Below are 15,135 nucleotides of genomic sequence, written 5' to 3' on the forward strand. Positions count from 1 at the left end.
TTCATTCAATCATTGGCGAAATTAGCTTTTATACGTAAAGAGGAGAAGGGAACTCCCTTCTCCTCACCTTAAATTATAGTACACTTGTGTGACCTCTGTAAATGTCGCCTCGAGCACTATCAACCGTGATTTCTTCGCCGTCTGTAAATAGCTCTAGAGCGCCTTGAACTCCTACGATAACTGGCGTACTCAAGTTCAAACCTACAACAGCTGCATGAGAAGTTAATCCACCTTCTTCAGTAATTACAGCAGCCGCTTTTTCAAAAGCAGGGATCATATCTTTATCAGTACTATACGTAACAAGGATTGACCCTTGTTTTGTTTTTTCATTCGCTTCTTCAGCAGAACGAGCAATGACTACACGACCAGCCGCTGAGCGACGTCCAATTCCTTGACCTTTAGCAATCACTTCGCCAATGACATGAACTTTCATAATATTCGTTGTACCTGACTCACCTACAGGTACACCTGCTGTAATAACAACAAGATCACCTTGTTTGATTGCTCCTGATTCGATCGCTGTTCCAATTGTTGAATCAAACATTTCATCTGTTGATGAAGCTTCCTTACCTAGAATTGGTGTAACGCCCCAAACTAAGTTTAATTTGCGAATTACTTTAGGGTCACTCGCAACTGCTACAATTGGAGATTTTGGACGATACTTCGATACAATACGTGCAGTATGTCCACTTTCTGTTGCAGACAAAATCACCGATGCAGATAAGTTAAAAGCTGTATGAGCAACCGATTGGCCAATTGCACTCGTAATTGTAGTCGTTTCTTCTTTTGTTTTCTTACGAAGCATCGAAGCATAATTTAATGCTTGTTCAGTGCGAGTTGCAATGTTGTGCATTGTTTGTACAGACTCAACAGGATAATCACCAGCTGCCGTTTCACCAGAAAGCATAATCGCGTCTGTTCCATCAAAAATTGCGTTTGCAACATCACTTGCTTCTGCTCGAGTTGGCCTAGGGTTACGTTGCATAGAATCAAGCATTTGAGTCGCTGTAATAACTGGTTTAGCAACAGCATTACACTTTTTAATTAGTACCTTTTGAACAAGTGGTACTTCTTCTGCAGGGATTTCTACACCAAGGTCACCTCGAGCTACCATTAAGCCATCAGAAACTTCTAAGATCTCATCAATGTTGTCTACCCCTTCTTGATTTTCAATCTTAGGGATGATATGAATTGCTTCTCCACCATTATTTTCTAGAAGCTCACGAATTTCAAGAACATCCGTTGCTCTACGAACAAATGAAGCAGCAATAAAGTCTACTCCTTGTTCAATACCAAATTTAATATCAGCAGCATCCTTCTCCGTAATCCCTGGAAGATTAACGCTTACATTCGGTACATTTACCCCTTTTTTGTTTTTCAATGTTCCACTGTTTAATACTTTTGTAACAAGTTGCCCATCACCGACTTCTGTTACTTCAAGTCCAATCAAACCATCATCTAGTAAAATTTTCGATCCAGGCTGAACATCGTTAATTAGGCCAGGATATGTAACAGAGATTTTCTTGTTGTTACCAACAACTTCCGTCATTGACACAATTAGTTCGTCTCCAGCAACTAAATCCGCTACGCCACCTTCTAACGTTTGGGTACGAATTTCAGGTCCTTTCGTATCAAGCAAAATAGCAACCGTTTTTCCTGTTTTCTCTGCCGCTTCGCGGATGTTACGAATTCTTGCACCATGTTCTTCAAAGTCACCGTGTGAAAAGTTTAATCGTGCTACATTCATACCTGCTTCAATTAAAGCCTCAAGTTTTTCAATTGACTCGCTTGCTGGACCTATCGTACATACTATTTTTGTTTTACGCATAATATCCTCCTACTTACTCATATATTTTTTTATTTACTTATCAATTATTACCATACATCCGTTTTTGGAAACTGCTCACAGATGTATGGTACCAGTCAAAATATCAAGAATCCTTAAATCGACAATTGCTGAGATAGCTTGTACATTTCCATATCGATCGAATGCTTACGAGCTAATGCTTCATCTATATCATGATAAACAAGCTCGTTTTTCTCTATACCAACAGTTACTCCAGCTTTTCCTTCTAAAAGGAGGTCTACAGCTTTTGCACCTAACCTGCTGGCTAGAACACGGTCAAATCCAGAAGGTGAACCCCCACGTTGAATATGACCTAATACTGTAACTCTCGTTTCTAAATTGATTTCTTCTTTAATGCGATTTCCAAAGTCGAAACCGCTGCCTACACCTTCTGCAACGATAATGATACTATGTTTTTTCCCACGCTCTTGTCCACGTTTTAAACGAGCGATAATGTCTGACATTTCATAATCTGCTTCCGGAACGATAATTGTTTCCGCACCATCTGCAAGACCTGACCATAGAGCAAGGTCGCCTGCATGACGTCCCATAACTTCGATTACATATGTACGTTCATGTGATGTAGCTGTATCACGGATTTTATCAATCGCATCAATAACTGTATTTAATGCTGTATCAAATCCGATTGTAAAATCTGTTCCAGGAATGTCATTATCGATCGTTCCTGGTACACCAATTGTTGGAAAACCGTGTTCGCTTAACTTCTGTGCGCCTCGGTACGAACCATCTCCACCGATAACAACAAGTCCTTCAATCCCAAACTTCTTTAACTGTTCAATTCCTTTTTTCTGACCTTCAAGCGTCTTAAATTCTTCACAGCGAGCCGTGTATAGTACTGTTCCCCCACGGTGGATAATATCACCAACAGACCCTAATTCCATTTTCTTAATCTCTCCATTTATTAACCCTGCGTAACCGTAAGAGATGCCGTACACTTCTAAGCCATGAAAAATGGCTTTACGTACAACTGCACGAATAGCAGCGTTCATTCCTGGAGAATCTCCACCGCTTGTTAATACTCCTATTCTTTTCATTTCGTCTCCTCCTCAAACTCTGTAATAAAAATATATTATAAAGTTCAATGCTAATAGCATGTGTACTTTTAGCCTCAATATAATTATGCACTTAAACATTTCCCATTTTTTAAAATACCACTTTAACGAATTGAATACAATACAGTTAATTCCAGCACAAAAAGTGCTTTCACAAAAATCGAAAGCACTTATCCTTTATCTACAGCTATGGTACCGTTTACATGCGTAAATTGTCCAATTTTTTTATATTTTTCATAGCGTTGTTCAACGAGCTCTTCTTCAGTCAACTTAGAAAGTTGCGTAATAGAAACAGTTAAGACAGCATCAATAGCTTCGCTTTGTGCTGCAAGGTCTCTATGAGCCCCTCCCTTTACTTCACGAACTATCTCCTCGATGATACCAAGTTCCTTTAAGTCTGGAGCAGTAATTTTCATTGATTCGGCAGCCTTTTTTGCAAGAGAAGCATCTTTCCACAACAAGGCAGCTGCTCCCTCAGGAGAAATAACTGAATAGGTTGAATTTTCAAGCATGTGTAAATGGTTGCCGACTCCAAGTGCAAGAGCACCTCCGCTTCCACCTTCACCAATTACGATGCAAACAACAGGGACCGTTAAACCTGCCATCTCCAATAAGTTTCTAGCAATGGCCTCGCTTTGTCCTCTTTCTTCCGCTGCTTTCCCTGGATACGCACCTTTTGTATCAATAAAACAAATGATTGGCCTTTTAAACTTCTCTGCTTGTTTCATCAAACGAAGTGCTTTTCGATATCCTTCTGGATGAGGCATCCCAAAATTACGGTGGATATTCTCTTTTGTATCCTTCCCGCGTTGATGACCAATTACAGTAACTGGACGCCCTTTATATTTCGCTATACCACCTACAATAGCAGCGTCATCACCATATAGACGATCTCCATGCATTTCTAGAAAATCAGTAAATAATTCTCCAATATAATCAAGAGTCGTAGGACGTTCACTGTGCCTAGCAATTTGAACACGTTCCCATGGCTGTAAATTTCCATATATATCACGCTCAAGTTGTTGTAAGCGCTTTTCAAGCTTTGTTATTTCATCAGTTAGATCAATTTCTTTTTCTTCCGTAAATGTTCGAAGTTCAGAAATTTTATTTTTTAATTCTACAATTGGTTTTTCAAATCCCAATTCACTTGCCATGCTAAGACACCTCCTTATGAAGCATGAATATCCAATATTGTTGTTAGTAACTCTTTCATTTCAAGACGAGACACAACACGATCTAATTGACCATGCTTCAATAGAAATTCAGCTGTCTGAAAGTCTTCTGGTAACTCTTGACGAATTGTTTGTTCGATAATGCGACGACCCGCAAAACCGATTAACGCTTTAGGTTCAGCAAAATTATAATCTCCTAAGGAGGCAAAACTTGCAGAGACCCCTCCCGTTGTTGGATGAGTCATAATCGAAATAAATAATCCTCCTTGACGACTTAGCTTCTCTAATGCAGCACTTGTCTTTGCCATTTGCATTAGACTTAAGACGCCTTCTTGCATTCTCGCTCCCCCTGAAGCAGAAAAGAGAATAAATGGAACACCCATTTCAATAGATTGCTCTACGGCTCTAGTAATTTTTTCTCCGACTACAGAACCCATACTTCCCATTCTGAACCTAGAGTCCATAACAGCCATTACTGCTCCGTAACCATTTATGGTTCCTTTCCCAGTAACGATGGCCTCATTTAAATCCGTTTTTTTACGGTCTGCCTCTAACTTTTCCTCATACGTTGGAAAGTCAAGCGGATTTTCCCCGATCATATCTTTATCAAATTCCACAAATGTCCCTTCATCAAACAAACTATCAAAGCGCTCGTATGCAGTCATTCGATGATGATGTCCACACGAGTCACAAACATATAAATTTTTCTTTAATTCTTTTGTGTACATAATCGTTCTACACGACGGACACTTTGTCATTAGTCCTTCTGGAACTTCTTGTTTCGCTCGTTCTGAAGGGATTGTTGCATATCTTTTCTTTTTCTTCAAAAAATCCTTAAGCATTTTTCCACCTCATTCGCCTAAGCTAACTATTAATTCAGGATATGGCTCTGTCTCCGTAAATAGTACAAGCTAAAAACGACTATTTTCTAAATGGCGTCTCATTGCCTCTGTCGCTCTTTGTTGATCGCGACTTTTTAAAGCATGATAGACTTCCTCATGCTCATTAAGGGAAACGAGCATCCGTCCTTCCCTTTTTAATGAGCGCTCAATCGCAACTTTATTATATTCAACAAGTGAGACCCACAGATTAAGGAGTAACCGATTATGGCTAGCCTCGACGATTGTCTTATGAAATAAATAGTCTTCTTCAACTGGTAAGTCTCCATGGGACCATTCTTCTTTCGCCTGGTTAACCAACATTTGCAATTGATTAACAGCCTCATCGGTAATCCGTTCGCAAGCTAATTTAAGTGCTTCAAGCTCTACTATTCGTCTTGTTTCCGTCAAATCCTTCCTCGCATTTTCATCTTTAAGAAGAAATGATAAGAGAATTTCTACAAGCCGATAACTACCAAAAGCCTTTATGTAGGTTCCTTCACCACGTCTAGTTTCTATTAAATCTAATAATTCAAGAGCCCGTAACGCCTCACGAACAGAGGAGCGACCGACATCAAGACGGTCGCTCAATTCTCTTTCCGATGGTAACTTGTCCCCACTTGCCAATTGATCTTCATTAATAATGTTATTTATTTGCTTAATGACTTCTAAATAGACTTTCGGTTGTTCCGATGACATTTGTCACCCTCACCTCAGTTATAAACATATTATTTATTTTTCATCCCCAATAATGGCAAGTTTTCTTGTTTTTTCAGCTATTTTTTCTGGATCAACCTGTTTTCTAGCAACACCTGTTTCCATCGCTGTTTTAGCAACTGCTGCTGCAACTGCTGGTGCAACACGTGGATCAAATGGAGCTGGAATAACATAATCAGGTGATAGATCTGCTTCTGCTACTAAATCAGCAATAGCATAAACAGCTGCAACCTTCATCTCTTCGTTAATATGAGTAGCTCTTACATCCAGTGCACCGCGGAAGATACCAGGAAACGCTAATACGTTATTGACTTGATTTGGAAAGTCTGAACGACCTGTTCCTATTACACTTGCACCTGCTGCTTTTGCTTCTTCCGGCATAATTTCTGGAACTGGATTAGCCATTGCAAAAATGATAGGATTATCATTCATGCTCTCGATCATTTCTTTTGTTAAAGCACCAGCAACAGAAACACCAATAAATACATCTGTACCTTTAATAACGTCAGCTAAATTCCCTTCTAATCTGTCACGGTTTGTATTTTTTGCAACCTCAGCTTTCATATCATTCATCCCGTACGTGCGGCCTTCAAAAATAGCTCCCTTTGAGTCACACAAAATGATGTCACGAACACCCATACGCTGCATAAGCTTAATGATTGCAATTCCAGCTGAACCTGCTCCATTTGCAACCACTTTTATTTCAGATAACTTTTTCCCAGAGATCTTTAGTGCATTAATTAAACCAGCTAAAGTAACAATGGCTGTACCATGTTGATCATCATGAAAGACTGGGATATTTGTTTCTTTCTTTAGTCTCTCTTCAATTTCAAAACATTCTGGTGCAGCAATATCTTCTAAATTGACCCCGCCAAATGTTGGCTCCATTAGTTTAACAGTTTCAATAATTTTCTCAACATCATTTGTCCGTAAGCAGATTGGAAATGCATCTACCCCAGCGAATGATTTAAATAATACAGCTTTTCCTTCCATTACTGGTAAAGAGGCTTCTGGACCAATATTGCCAAGGCCTAGTACGGCTGTCCCGTTACTAACAACAGCAACCATGTTGCCTTTCATCGTATACTCATAAACTGTTTCAACATCTTCGAAAATCTCTTTACAAGGTTCAGCTACCCCTGGCGAATACGCTAAGCTTAAATCTTTAGCGTTTCTAACAGCGACTTTTGTTTTTGATTCCAGTTTCCCTTGATTAACACGATGCATATGTAAGGCTTCTTCTCTTGTGGTTGCCACAACGACACTCTCCTTCTTCTTTCTAGATAATTGTAAGATCTTTTACTGGTCAGACCACCTAAAACATTTCTAATTATATAGAAGAACTGCTCATTAGCCAAGTACAAAAGCTGAATTTTTTATCATTCTTTTAAGATGACATTATTATATCCTAATATCTTTTTTAATGTATTGATAGAAGATTCATCGGCTTTGACCCTATACTCATCACTTAGATGTTTTGTTTGTTTCGTTTGTTCATAATACAGGATAACCGGGATTTTCCCTTGTTTCTCTAATAAGGCCGATTTCACCTGTTCTAATATATCTGGCGTTTGATGGCTCGAGCTAATTCGCAAATACAAGGTTGTTACATTTCCTCTTGACTCAAAAATCGATTTGACTAATCCTATCTTTCCAACAATAAACTGGGTTCTCCCCTTTGAATTGTCATAATGACCTTCTACAATCACCAACTCCCCCTCAGTGACTATTTGATGTGAGCTTTCCCAAATACGTGGAAAAATAACAAGCTCTCCACTGCCTGATTCATCTGTCAGTTGCGCAAAAGCCATTGATTCCCCTTTTTTTGTTTTAATCCTTCTTACTTGTGAAAGAAGCCCAGCAATCCGAATTGTTCCTTTACTCTTTGACGCATCTTGTAACGTACGTCTTCCTAGTGCCTGTAATTGACTTTTATATTGTTCAATTGGGTGTCCTGATAAATAAAATCCTAATGATTCTTTCTCATAATCTAACTTTTCTTGAATAAGAAGCGGCTCCATTTCGTTGTATTCAGGCGTTTGTATATCAAGTGTAAACAGCCCTTCTGTTTCATCTTGAAACGAATTCACTTCTTGTGCAAACTTCCATGCGTCTTCCACTGAAAATAATAATGTTGCCCGTTCAGGGTGAAAATCATCCATTGCCCCAGCTTTGATTAAATTTTCGATTGCTTTTTTATTTACAATCTTTTGATCGGTTTGAACAGCAAAATGAAAAAGGTCTTTAAACGGTTCCTTTTCTCTAGCTTGTACGATCCATTTGGCCGCTTGAAATCCTACATGAGCAACTGGAAGTAATCCAAAACGTATGCCTTCTCCTTCAATTGTAAACAATACGTGGCTCTTACATACAGAAGGAGGAAACACCTCATAGCCTGCTTCTTTGCACTCTCGAATGTGATGAGCTAATTTATCTGCATTATTCCACACACCTGATAAAAGAGACGTATAAAAAGCTAAGGGATAATTCGCTTTTAAATAAGCCAACAAATAACTTATCATACTATAAGCAACGGCGTGACTCCTGTTAAATCCATAATCAGCAAAACGTTCGATCAATTCATATACATCCGTTGCTACTTGCTCGGTGTAGCCCTTATCCATTGCCCCGTTAATAAATGCATTACGATGCTTATTAAGCTCGCCCTTCTTCTTCTTACTAATCGCCCTTCTAAGATTATCCGCTTGTGCAAGTGAAAATCCTGCCATTTTTGAAGCCACTTCCATGATTTGTTCCTGATAAACGATAACGCCATACGTTCTTCTTAATATTGGTTCAAGGTCTGGGTGCGCATATAATACTTCTTTCGTTCCATGCTTTCCACTAATGTAAGAAGGAATGTACTCCATGGGACCTGGTCGGTACAACGCATTAACAGCCACAATGTCTTCAAATTCCGTTGGCTGTAATTGTTTTAGCACTTGCCTCATCCCGTCTGATTCGAGCTGAAAGATCCCTGTTGTGTCACCACTACCTAACAATTGGAAAGCTTTTTGGTCATCTAATGGGATTCGAGAAAAATCTACCTTCGAGCCATAATGATGTTCAATTAATCGAGCAATGTTTTCTAATAACGTCAAGTTACGCAACCCAAGAAAATCAAATTTAAGCAATCCAACCTTTTCTACTACATCCATCGTTGCTTGTGTAAGTGAAATTGATGATTGCCCTGCTTGTAGTGCTATAACGCCTGTTAAAGGCTCTGCACTTATCACCACTCCCGCTGCATGTGTAGATACATGCCTAGGTAAACCTTCTAATGTTTTGGCGATTTTCCAAAGAGCGGCTAGCTCATTGGAATCACTTATTAGCGATTGTATACGCGTACTACTTTGTATGGCTTTTTCTAACGTAGTTCCAGGGACTGCTGGGATTTCCTTTGCTAGTTGTCCGATTACATAACTATCAATTCCAAGTACCTTGCCCACATCACGAACGACTGCCCTTGCCGCCAATGTCCCAAATGTAATAATTTGCGCTACGTGCTCATGACCATATTTTCGTTGCACATATTCGATAACTTCATCGCGTCGGTGATCAGGAAAATCAATATCGATATCTGGCATTGAAACACGCTCATGATTTAAGAAACGTTCGAATAACAAGTCATACTGCAAAGGGTCTACGTCTGTAATGTAAAGAACATAGGCAACAAGAGAACCTGCTGCAGACCCTCTACCCGGTCCTGTTAATATCCCTTGTTCTTTCGCATATTTCATAAAATCCCATACAATTAGAAAATAATCATTAAACCCCATTTGATTAATGACAGCTAATTCTTTGTTTAGTCTGGCCTTCACTTCGTCTGTTAAATCTCCGTACCGTCTTTTGCAGCCTTCCTCACACAATGACCACAATACATCACTCGCCTTTGCATCTTCTAAAGGGAATTTAGGAAGTTTTCGTTGCCCTAGTTCGAGTTGAACGGAACACAACGAGGCAAAGTAACTTGTATTGGCTATAGATTGCGTTTCCTTAGAAAAACGCTCACGCATTTCGCTCGGACTCTGTAAATAAAAGGAACGCTCCCCTTGTTTTAGAGGGTAATCCTCTGCTTTCACACCCTCTCTAATCGCACGTATTACTTGATAGGAAGCTGCATCTTGTCTTTCTAAGAAACATGCCGGATGGGAAGCTAGAAGCTTCATTCCGCTTTTCTCTGAAAATCGTTTTACCTTTTCTAATCTACCTTCGTTTTGTCCATCTAATGTTTGGAGTTCCAAAAACCAATCAGTACGCTTTGTGCCCCCCTTCCATGTCTCACACCAAGTAAACGCCTTCTCAAATTGACCATTGTTAATCTCTTCATCTAATACACCTTTTTGAAAAGGAATAACAACTAGAACATCTCGAAAGTACGGGACTACTTCTTGTTTTGTTAAGCTAGGTACTTTTGATTTTTGATGCCCAACTTTTGTTGCTAACTTAAGAAGGTTTGCATATCCTGATTCATTCTTGGCATAAACTCGAATAAAACCAAACAACCCTTCTTTATATTCAATTGTTAACTCAAGTCCAAATATCGGTTTAATTTTATATTGTAAACAAGCTTGGTAAAAAGGCACAGCACCATACATAACATGGTGATCACATAATGCTAGCGTATCGTAACCAAGCTCACTCGCCTTTTTTACCAGTTCCTCTATTCGATTCGTTGATGATAGAAGACTGTATTCACTGTAAACATGCGTCTGAACAATCTCCATACAACTCTCCTCACCTTTCATCCTTTATATTTCTAGTATAGTACAAATTTAGTATCAATGAATATGAGACGGCCTTACGACTTTTTAATTCCTAGTCATAATTTTCACTTTTTCTACTTATAAATGATATGGATAAGCTCTTTTATCTGAACTGAAATAATGAAAGTGGGTGGAACCACATGCTAAGTAGAGAACTTCTCGCAACGTTAATTATTGATTTCTTTGTCGCATTCGGCGTTATCATCGGTGGGGCCATCATTGGTGGGATTGGTGCATTTTTAATAGGAAAACCACCGTTATCAGTGATGCACGATTTAGCCGGTAGTCTAAAAATTTGGGCCATCGTTGCAGCAATTGGTGGAACATTCGACGCAATTACTAGTATAGAGCGAGGCCTCTTTTACGGAACTCATGATGATATTTTTAAAACAGGGTTTATGATCTTTGCTGCGTTATGTGGGGCGCAATCAGGAACAATACTAATTCAGTGGATTGTTGGGGAGTCATTATCACCATGAGGGTTCCTCCTTTTTATGAACGTCCTACTGTAAAGCGCTTTTTTGCCGGCATTATCTTAGGAGTAATTATTGGTTGGTTCTTTTTCATCTATCAATATGGACAAGTGTATGAAGGATTAGTATTTCGAATATCCGAACAACAAGCGATCATTAACGAGCTTCAAGACGACATTGATCTATTACGCAGCGAACAAAGCAGGCTGAACGAAGAGAATCAAAAAAAGTTGACCGTCCAAGAAATAGATATACAATTTAGTAACGACCGCAGGCTCCGGCTTAATCAATTAACATTACTAGATTTAAAGCAGCAGGCCTTAACTGAATTGCAATATATTAAACGAAAAGATATTGAAACGGTGTCAAATATGAATGAGCTTATGATTAGCAACCTTGAAAATAAAGTTTTCCGTGCAGGAGATAAACGGTACCAGTTGGAAGTTGAACATGTACATCTGTATACAACTGTTCGAATTTTCGTTAAAATCATTCCTTCCAACAGTTAATTATCACATTTTTTTGAACGTTCCGTCATAACCCATTCTTATCTTTTAATCTAATGTATAATAAGTATAGAATCTCATTACGATATGGGAGGGTTATTAATGGACATTACCGGAAAAGAAATGGTCATTAATCGGAAGGAAATGGCCTTTAAAAAAATTGAAAAGATAAAAAACGGTTTTTCTGCCTTTGCTGAATCTAAAGAAGTGACCGAGCTCATCCGAAACGAGCTAAAGAAACAAAAAATCGATGTACATGAAGACGTAACTGAGGTAGGGTCTTGGTTTACTCCTGTCAATAAACTATAGAGTTCCACCCTAAATGGGGTGTCTCAAGGTCAACAAACAGACCTTTGCGACACCCCATTTGACACTTTTTCCTCCTTATCAAAAAGCAGGCATAACCCTATTTACAAGCTTCCACTAACTTCTTCACAATTTCTTCTGTTTCCTCCCAAGAGTGAGCAGTTGCCCCAGCAGCCATAGGATGTCCTCCACCGTTATGTTCGGCAGCAATCGTATTTATCACAGGGCCTTTCGAACGAAGCCTTACTCGAATCTTGTCCTCATCTTCAACAAAGAACACCCACACTTTCAGTCCTTCTACATCAGAGAACGTATTAACAAGCTGTGATGATTCTGTAGACGTCACATTAAATTGTTCAAGCTCCTCTTTTGTTAAACGCATCACCCCAACTTCATTTTCTATGATTGAAAAATGTTGAAGTACATACCCTTGTAGTCTCGTTATTTTTAAGTCTTTTTTATGTAAATTAGAATAAAAAGCATTTTGATCAAACGTTTGTTTAACTAAAAGACTTGCTCTTTGTAGCGTTTCTGGTGTCGTATTTGTATACCTGAAACGACCTGTATCACCTACAATTCCAGCATATAACAATAATGCTGATGCTGAATCTAGTTTATATCCAACTGCTTTACCTTGTTCTACAAATTCAACTATCATCTCACTCGTGGAACTATATGATGTATCAACCCAATGTAGGTCCCCATATGGTTCTTCATTTGGATGATGATCAATTTTAATAAGAAACGCACCTTGATCATAACGTTTATCATCAATTCTATCTGTGTTAGCTGTATCACATACAATAACAAGCGCTTCATTATACTCATGATCTGAAACAAAGTCCATCTCACCTAGAAAAGCTAGACTCTCTTCCTCTTCTCCCACCACGAATATTTTTTTGTTCGGAAAGCGCACTTTAATCACTTCTGCTAATCCCAATTGTGATCCTAATGCATCAGGGTCAGGTCGCTCATGACGATGAATAATGATCGTCTCGTATTGATTAATTGCGTCTTGAATCTGTTTTATCATAATTTCTTCCTCCTAAAAGTACTTGTTCACTGTTCCTCCACTGGCAAATTCGCTCTTCCCGATATACAATGGCTACTAGAGGTTGTACTTATAACAGATGGGTATATCTTTTTAACCACTTAGATATTAGGGAGGTTCATTTTTTGGATAAACTGTTAACAATTATCATCATTATTTCAGCTGTCTTTTTCTTATATAATAAGATTAGAATGTGGCGATCAAAAGAATCTTTATTAAAACGAATTTATCAAACTAAGTCTTCTTTGTCATTAGGATTTTTCCTAACGGCGTTTGGTGCAAATCTACTCATCTATAACAGAAGCGTAGTTGACCTTGTCGTAGGTGCGTTATTTGCCATTCTTGGTGTTGCAAATATCGTTTATGGCTACCGTGCCTCTCGTCATTATGTCGCACAATTAGGTGACTAATCAAAAACAGGAAGGGTTTGCTTCTGGCTATAATATATGTTGTTTATATCCAACATATATGCCATACAGAGCAGACCCTTCCTTCGTTTGTCTTCGTTAGTCAATAAGTTGAGCCATCATCATCGCCTTCCCAACGATAGCTGATTCATGATATAGCTCAACATCAATCTTTCCATGTTTTCTTCCAACCTCAAGAATCTTAGGTTTGATTGTAATCACACTATCAATTTGTACTGGTTTAAGAAAATACAATGTAATGTTTTCGACAACCAAATCCCCTTTTTTAAACTTCCGCATGACACGACTTCCTATTTCCGTTACGAGTGTTGTAATAACTCCATTAGAAATCGTCCCTAGCTGATTGGTCATTTGCGGGGTTACTTCACATTCGAAGATTAATTCCTCTGAAGTTGAAATATCTTGCACTCGACTCGTAACTATATCCTCAATCGTTTCACCGATATGTGGCTGCTTCTGAACCATTTGCAGTGCTTTTAAGACATCCTGCCTGCTGATTATACCTAGTAACTTTCTCTGAGTATCAATAACAGGGAGTAATTCAATTCCTTCCCAAACCATAACATGCGCCACAGCCGCAATAGACGTCCGTTCATTGACGGTAATAGGGTTCTTTGTCATCACCTTTTCAATTGGCGTCTGTCTTGAAGCACCGAGTACATCTTTTGCAGCAACCATCCCTTGTATTTTCAAATTTCCATCGATAACAGGGTATCTGCTGTGTCCTGTTTTGCTATTTAAATCATGCCATTTCTCAACAGTGTTTTGCGTTGTCATATAGAAAGTATCTTGAAAAGGTATTAAAATATCATCAACTAAAACAATTTCTTTTTTTATGAGTTGGTCATAAATCGCACGGTTAATCATTGACCCCACGGTAAAAGTATCATAGCTAGTTGAAATAATTGGTAGTTCAAGTTCATCCGCTAATTCAATCACTTCATCACTTGTACCAAACCCACCTGTAATAAGAACGGCAGCCCCAGCTTCTAAGCCAACTTTATGGACTTGATCACGGTTTCCAACAATTAAGAGGTTACCTGGATCTACATATCTCATCATTGCTTCCAACTTCATTGCCCCAATGACAAAACGGTTTAACGTCTTATGAAGCCCGTTTCGCCCACCTAATACTTGTCCATCTACAATGTTAACAACTTCTGCATATGTAAGCTTTTCGATATTTTCTTTTTTCTTGTTTTCAATTCGAACAGTACCAACCCGTTCTATCGTACTAACAAGCCCTTTATTCTCAGCTTCTTTAATTGCTCGGTAGGCTGTTCCTTCACTAACTGTAAGGGCTTTCGCGATCGAACGTACGGAGATTTTCTCTCCTACTGCAAGATTCGTAATATATTCAATGATTTGCTCATGCTTTGTAGCCATGATAGCCACCACACTTTCACTCAGCTGTTGTACTAAAAATATGCATTCTGTACTACTGCCATTATACGTCTGAAAGTTCGGACTATCAAGGCTCTCTTATTATCCGCGCATTTTTTCACGTGATTGGCTTACATATCGAATAGGTACAGCCACGCGTCTTCGTCGTTTTTTTTGGTATAACAGGTGTAGACCGTTACCACTAATTACGAGCATCGCAAACACGAGCCATGACCACGCAAACACCCTGTCCATTCCTGAACCATCAAAAGGTAAGTATTCTAATCCATACACAACCATTGCTACAGCAAGCAAAAAGGACAAAAACAACCGTTGTTTCAAAGACATCACCCCACTACTTTTCTTTGTACATTCTATGCAACAAACAACAGAAAAGACCAAGAGCCTATTGAAAAAAGGTGCACTTCCCTTTTTTCAATAGGCTCGAAGCAATGAGCGGAGCCGCCGTTTTCTTTTAAGCCATTTGAGTGGGCTTCTCAAATGGCGCACGGAGGGCACTGAAAAAGGTACGGTTT

At 38.9% G+C, this 15,135-nt stretch carries 14 protein-coding genes; 4 read left to right on the plus strand and 10 right to left on the minus strand.

What is annotated here, in order from left to right; all coding sequences use genetic code 11:
* Positions 1 to 73: 73 nt before the first annotated feature.
* From pyk to dnaE, 7 genes are all read right to left on the minus strand, one after another.
* Complete coding sequence (pyk, locus tag MF646_RS11655; RefSeq protein ID WP_250096676.1) at positions 74 to 1,828, minus strand: pyruvate kinase; 1,755 nt, start codon at positions 1,826 to 1,828, stop codon at positions 74 to 76.
* Positions 1,829 to 1,941: 113 nt separating this feature from the next.
* Positions 1,942 to 2,901: a 6-phosphofructokinase gene (pfkA, locus tag MF646_RS11660; protein ID WP_250096677.1), complete on the minus strand. Its 960-nt coding sequence runs from the start codon at positions 2,899 to 2,901 to the stop codon at positions 1,942 to 1,944.
* A gap of 188 nt (positions 2,902 to 3,089) precedes the next feature.
* Entirely contained in the window at positions 3,090 to 4,073 is a 984-nt protein-coding gene (gene accA, locus MF646_RS11665) for an acetyl-CoA carboxylase carboxyl transferase subunit alpha (protein ID WP_250096678.1), read from the minus strand.
* A 14-nt stretch (positions 4,074 to 4,087) separates the two neighbouring features.
* Positions 4,088 to 4,933 (minus strand): acetyl-CoA carboxylase, carboxyltransferase subunit beta, encoded by an 846-nt coding sequence (gene accD / locus MF646_RS11670; RefSeq protein ID WP_250096679.1) that lies wholly within the window; start codon positions 4,931 to 4,933, stop codon positions 4,088 to 4,090.
* Between the two features lie 69 nt (positions 4,934 to 5,002).
* Positions 5,003 to 5,668, minus strand: coding sequence for a FadR/GntR family transcriptional regulator (locus MF646_RS11675; protein WP_250096680.1), 666 nt, complete (start codon positions 5,666 to 5,668; stop codon positions 5,003 to 5,005).
* A 33-nt stretch (positions 5,669 to 5,701) separates the two neighbouring features.
* Positions 5,702 to 6,913 (minus strand): NADP-dependent malic enzyme, encoded by a 1,212-nt coding sequence (gene ystJ, locus MF646_RS11680; RefSeq protein WP_250096796.1) that lies wholly within the window; start codon positions 6,911 to 6,913, stop codon positions 5,702 to 5,704.
* A gap of 152 nt (positions 6,914 to 7,065) precedes the next feature.
* Entirely contained in the window at positions 7,066 to 10,413 is a 3,348-nt protein-coding gene (dnaE, locus tag MF646_RS11685) for a DNA polymerase III subunit alpha (RefSeq protein ID WP_250096681.1), read from the minus strand.
* A 179-nt stretch (positions 10,414 to 10,592) separates the two neighbouring features.
* On the opposite strand from dnaE, the gene ytrH reads away from it, so the two are divergent.
* The 3 genes from ytrH (at position 10,593) to MF646_RS11700 (ending at position 11,740) form a co-directional block, all read left to right on the plus strand.
* Entirely contained in the window at positions 10,593 to 10,931 is a 339-nt protein-coding gene (ytrH, locus tag MF646_RS11690; RefSeq protein ID WP_250096682.1) for a sporulation membrane protein YtrH, read from the plus strand.
* Positions 10,928 to 11,434: a sporulation membrane protein YtrI gene (gene ytrI / locus MF646_RS11695; protein ID WP_250096683.1), complete on the plus strand. Its 507-nt coding sequence runs from the start codon at positions 10,928 to 10,930 to the stop codon at positions 11,432 to 11,434. The genes ytrH and ytrI overlap by 4 nt, the downstream gene beginning before the upstream one ends.
* 99 nt (positions 11,435 to 11,533) lie before the next feature.
* On the plus strand, positions 11,534 to 11,740 hold the full coding sequence (locus MF646_RS11700) for a YtzJ family protein (RefSeq protein ID WP_250096684.1): 207 nt from the start codon (positions 11,534 to 11,536) through the stop codon (positions 11,738 to 11,740).
* 97 nt (positions 11,741 to 11,837) lie between these two features.
* Here MF646_RS11700 and MF646_RS11705 read toward each other — a convergent pair whose 3' ends face one another.
* A complete protein-coding gene (locus MF646_RS11705; protein WP_250096685.1) occupies positions 11,838 to 12,770 on the minus strand; it encodes a DHH family phosphoesterase in 933 nt (310 codons plus the stop codon).
* A 143-nt stretch (positions 12,771 to 12,913) separates the two neighbouring features.
* Here MF646_RS11705 and MF646_RS11710 point away from each other — a divergent pair, with 143 nt between their 5' ends.
* A complete protein-coding gene (locus MF646_RS11710) occupies positions 12,914 to 13,198 on the plus strand; it encodes a YtpI family protein (protein ID WP_250096686.1) in 285 nt (94 codons plus the stop codon).
* A gap of 96 nt (positions 13,199 to 13,294) precedes the next feature.
* Here the strand turns inward: MF646_RS11710 and MF646_RS11715 are convergent, their stop codons facing one another.
* A complete protein-coding gene (locus tag MF646_RS11715; protein WP_250096687.1) occupies positions 13,295 to 14,602 on the minus strand; it encodes a CBS domain-containing protein in 1,308 nt (435 codons plus the stop codon).
* 99 nt (positions 14,603 to 14,701) lie between these two features.
* Entirely contained in the window at positions 14,702 to 14,941 is a 240-nt protein-coding gene (locus MF646_RS11720) for a hypothetical protein (RefSeq protein WP_250096688.1), read from the minus strand.
* Between the last annotated feature and the right edge of the window lie 194 nt (positions 14,942 to 15,135).

The sequence above is a fragment of the Halalkalibacter alkaliphilus genome, assembly GCF_023555415.1.
GTDB classification, from domain to species: Bacteria; Bacillota; Bacilli; order Bacillales; family Bacillaceae_D; genus Halalkalibacter; species Halalkalibacter alkaliphilus.

Excerpts from the sequence above, each read along its gene's own strand:
- accD (WP_250096679.1), bottom strand. The coding sequence starts at position 4,933 with ATGCTTAAGGATTTTTTGAAGAAAAAGAAAAGATATGCAACAATCCCT.
- MF646_RS11705 (WP_250096685.1), bottom strand. The coding sequence starts at position 12,770 with ATGATAAAACAGATTCAAGACGCAATTAATCAATACGAGACGATCATT.
- dnaE (WP_250096681.1), bottom strand. The coding sequence starts at position 10,413 with ATGGAGATTGTTCAGACGCATGTTTACAGTGAATACAGTCTTCTATCA.
- ystJ (WP_250096796.1), bottom strand. The coding sequence starts at position 6,913 with ATGCATCGTGTTAATCAAGGGAAACTGGAATCAAAAACAAAAGTCGCT.
- ytrH (WP_250096682.1), top strand. The coding sequence starts at position 10,593 with ATGCTAAGTAGAGAACTTCTCGCAACGTTAATTATTGATTTCTTTGTC.
- accA (WP_250096678.1), bottom strand. The coding sequence starts at position 4,073 with ATGGCAAGTGAATTGGGATTTGAAAAACCAATTGTAGAATTAAAAAAT.
- MF646_RS11715 (WP_250096687.1), bottom strand. The coding sequence starts at position 14,602 with ATGGCTACAAAGCATGAGCAAATCATTGAATATATTACGAATCTTGCA.
- MF646_RS11675 (WP_250096680.1), bottom strand. The coding sequence starts at position 5,668 with ATGTCATCGGAACAACCGAAAGTCTATTTAGAAGTCATTAAGCAAATA.
- ytrI (WP_250096683.1), top strand. The coding sequence starts at position 10,928 with ATGAGGGTTCCTCCTTTTTATGAACGTCCTACTGTAAAGCGCTTTTTT.
- MF646_RS11700 (WP_250096684.1), top strand. The coding sequence starts at position 11,534 with ATGGACATTACCGGAAAAGAAATGGTCATTAATCGGAAGGAAATGGCC.
- pfkA (WP_250096677.1), bottom strand. The coding sequence starts at position 2,901 with ATGAAAAGAATAGGAGTATTAACAAGCGGTGGAGATTCTCCAGGAATG.
- pyk (WP_250096676.1), bottom strand. The coding sequence starts at position 1,828 with ATGCGTAAAACAAAAATAGTATGTACGATAGGTCCAGCAAGCGAGTCA.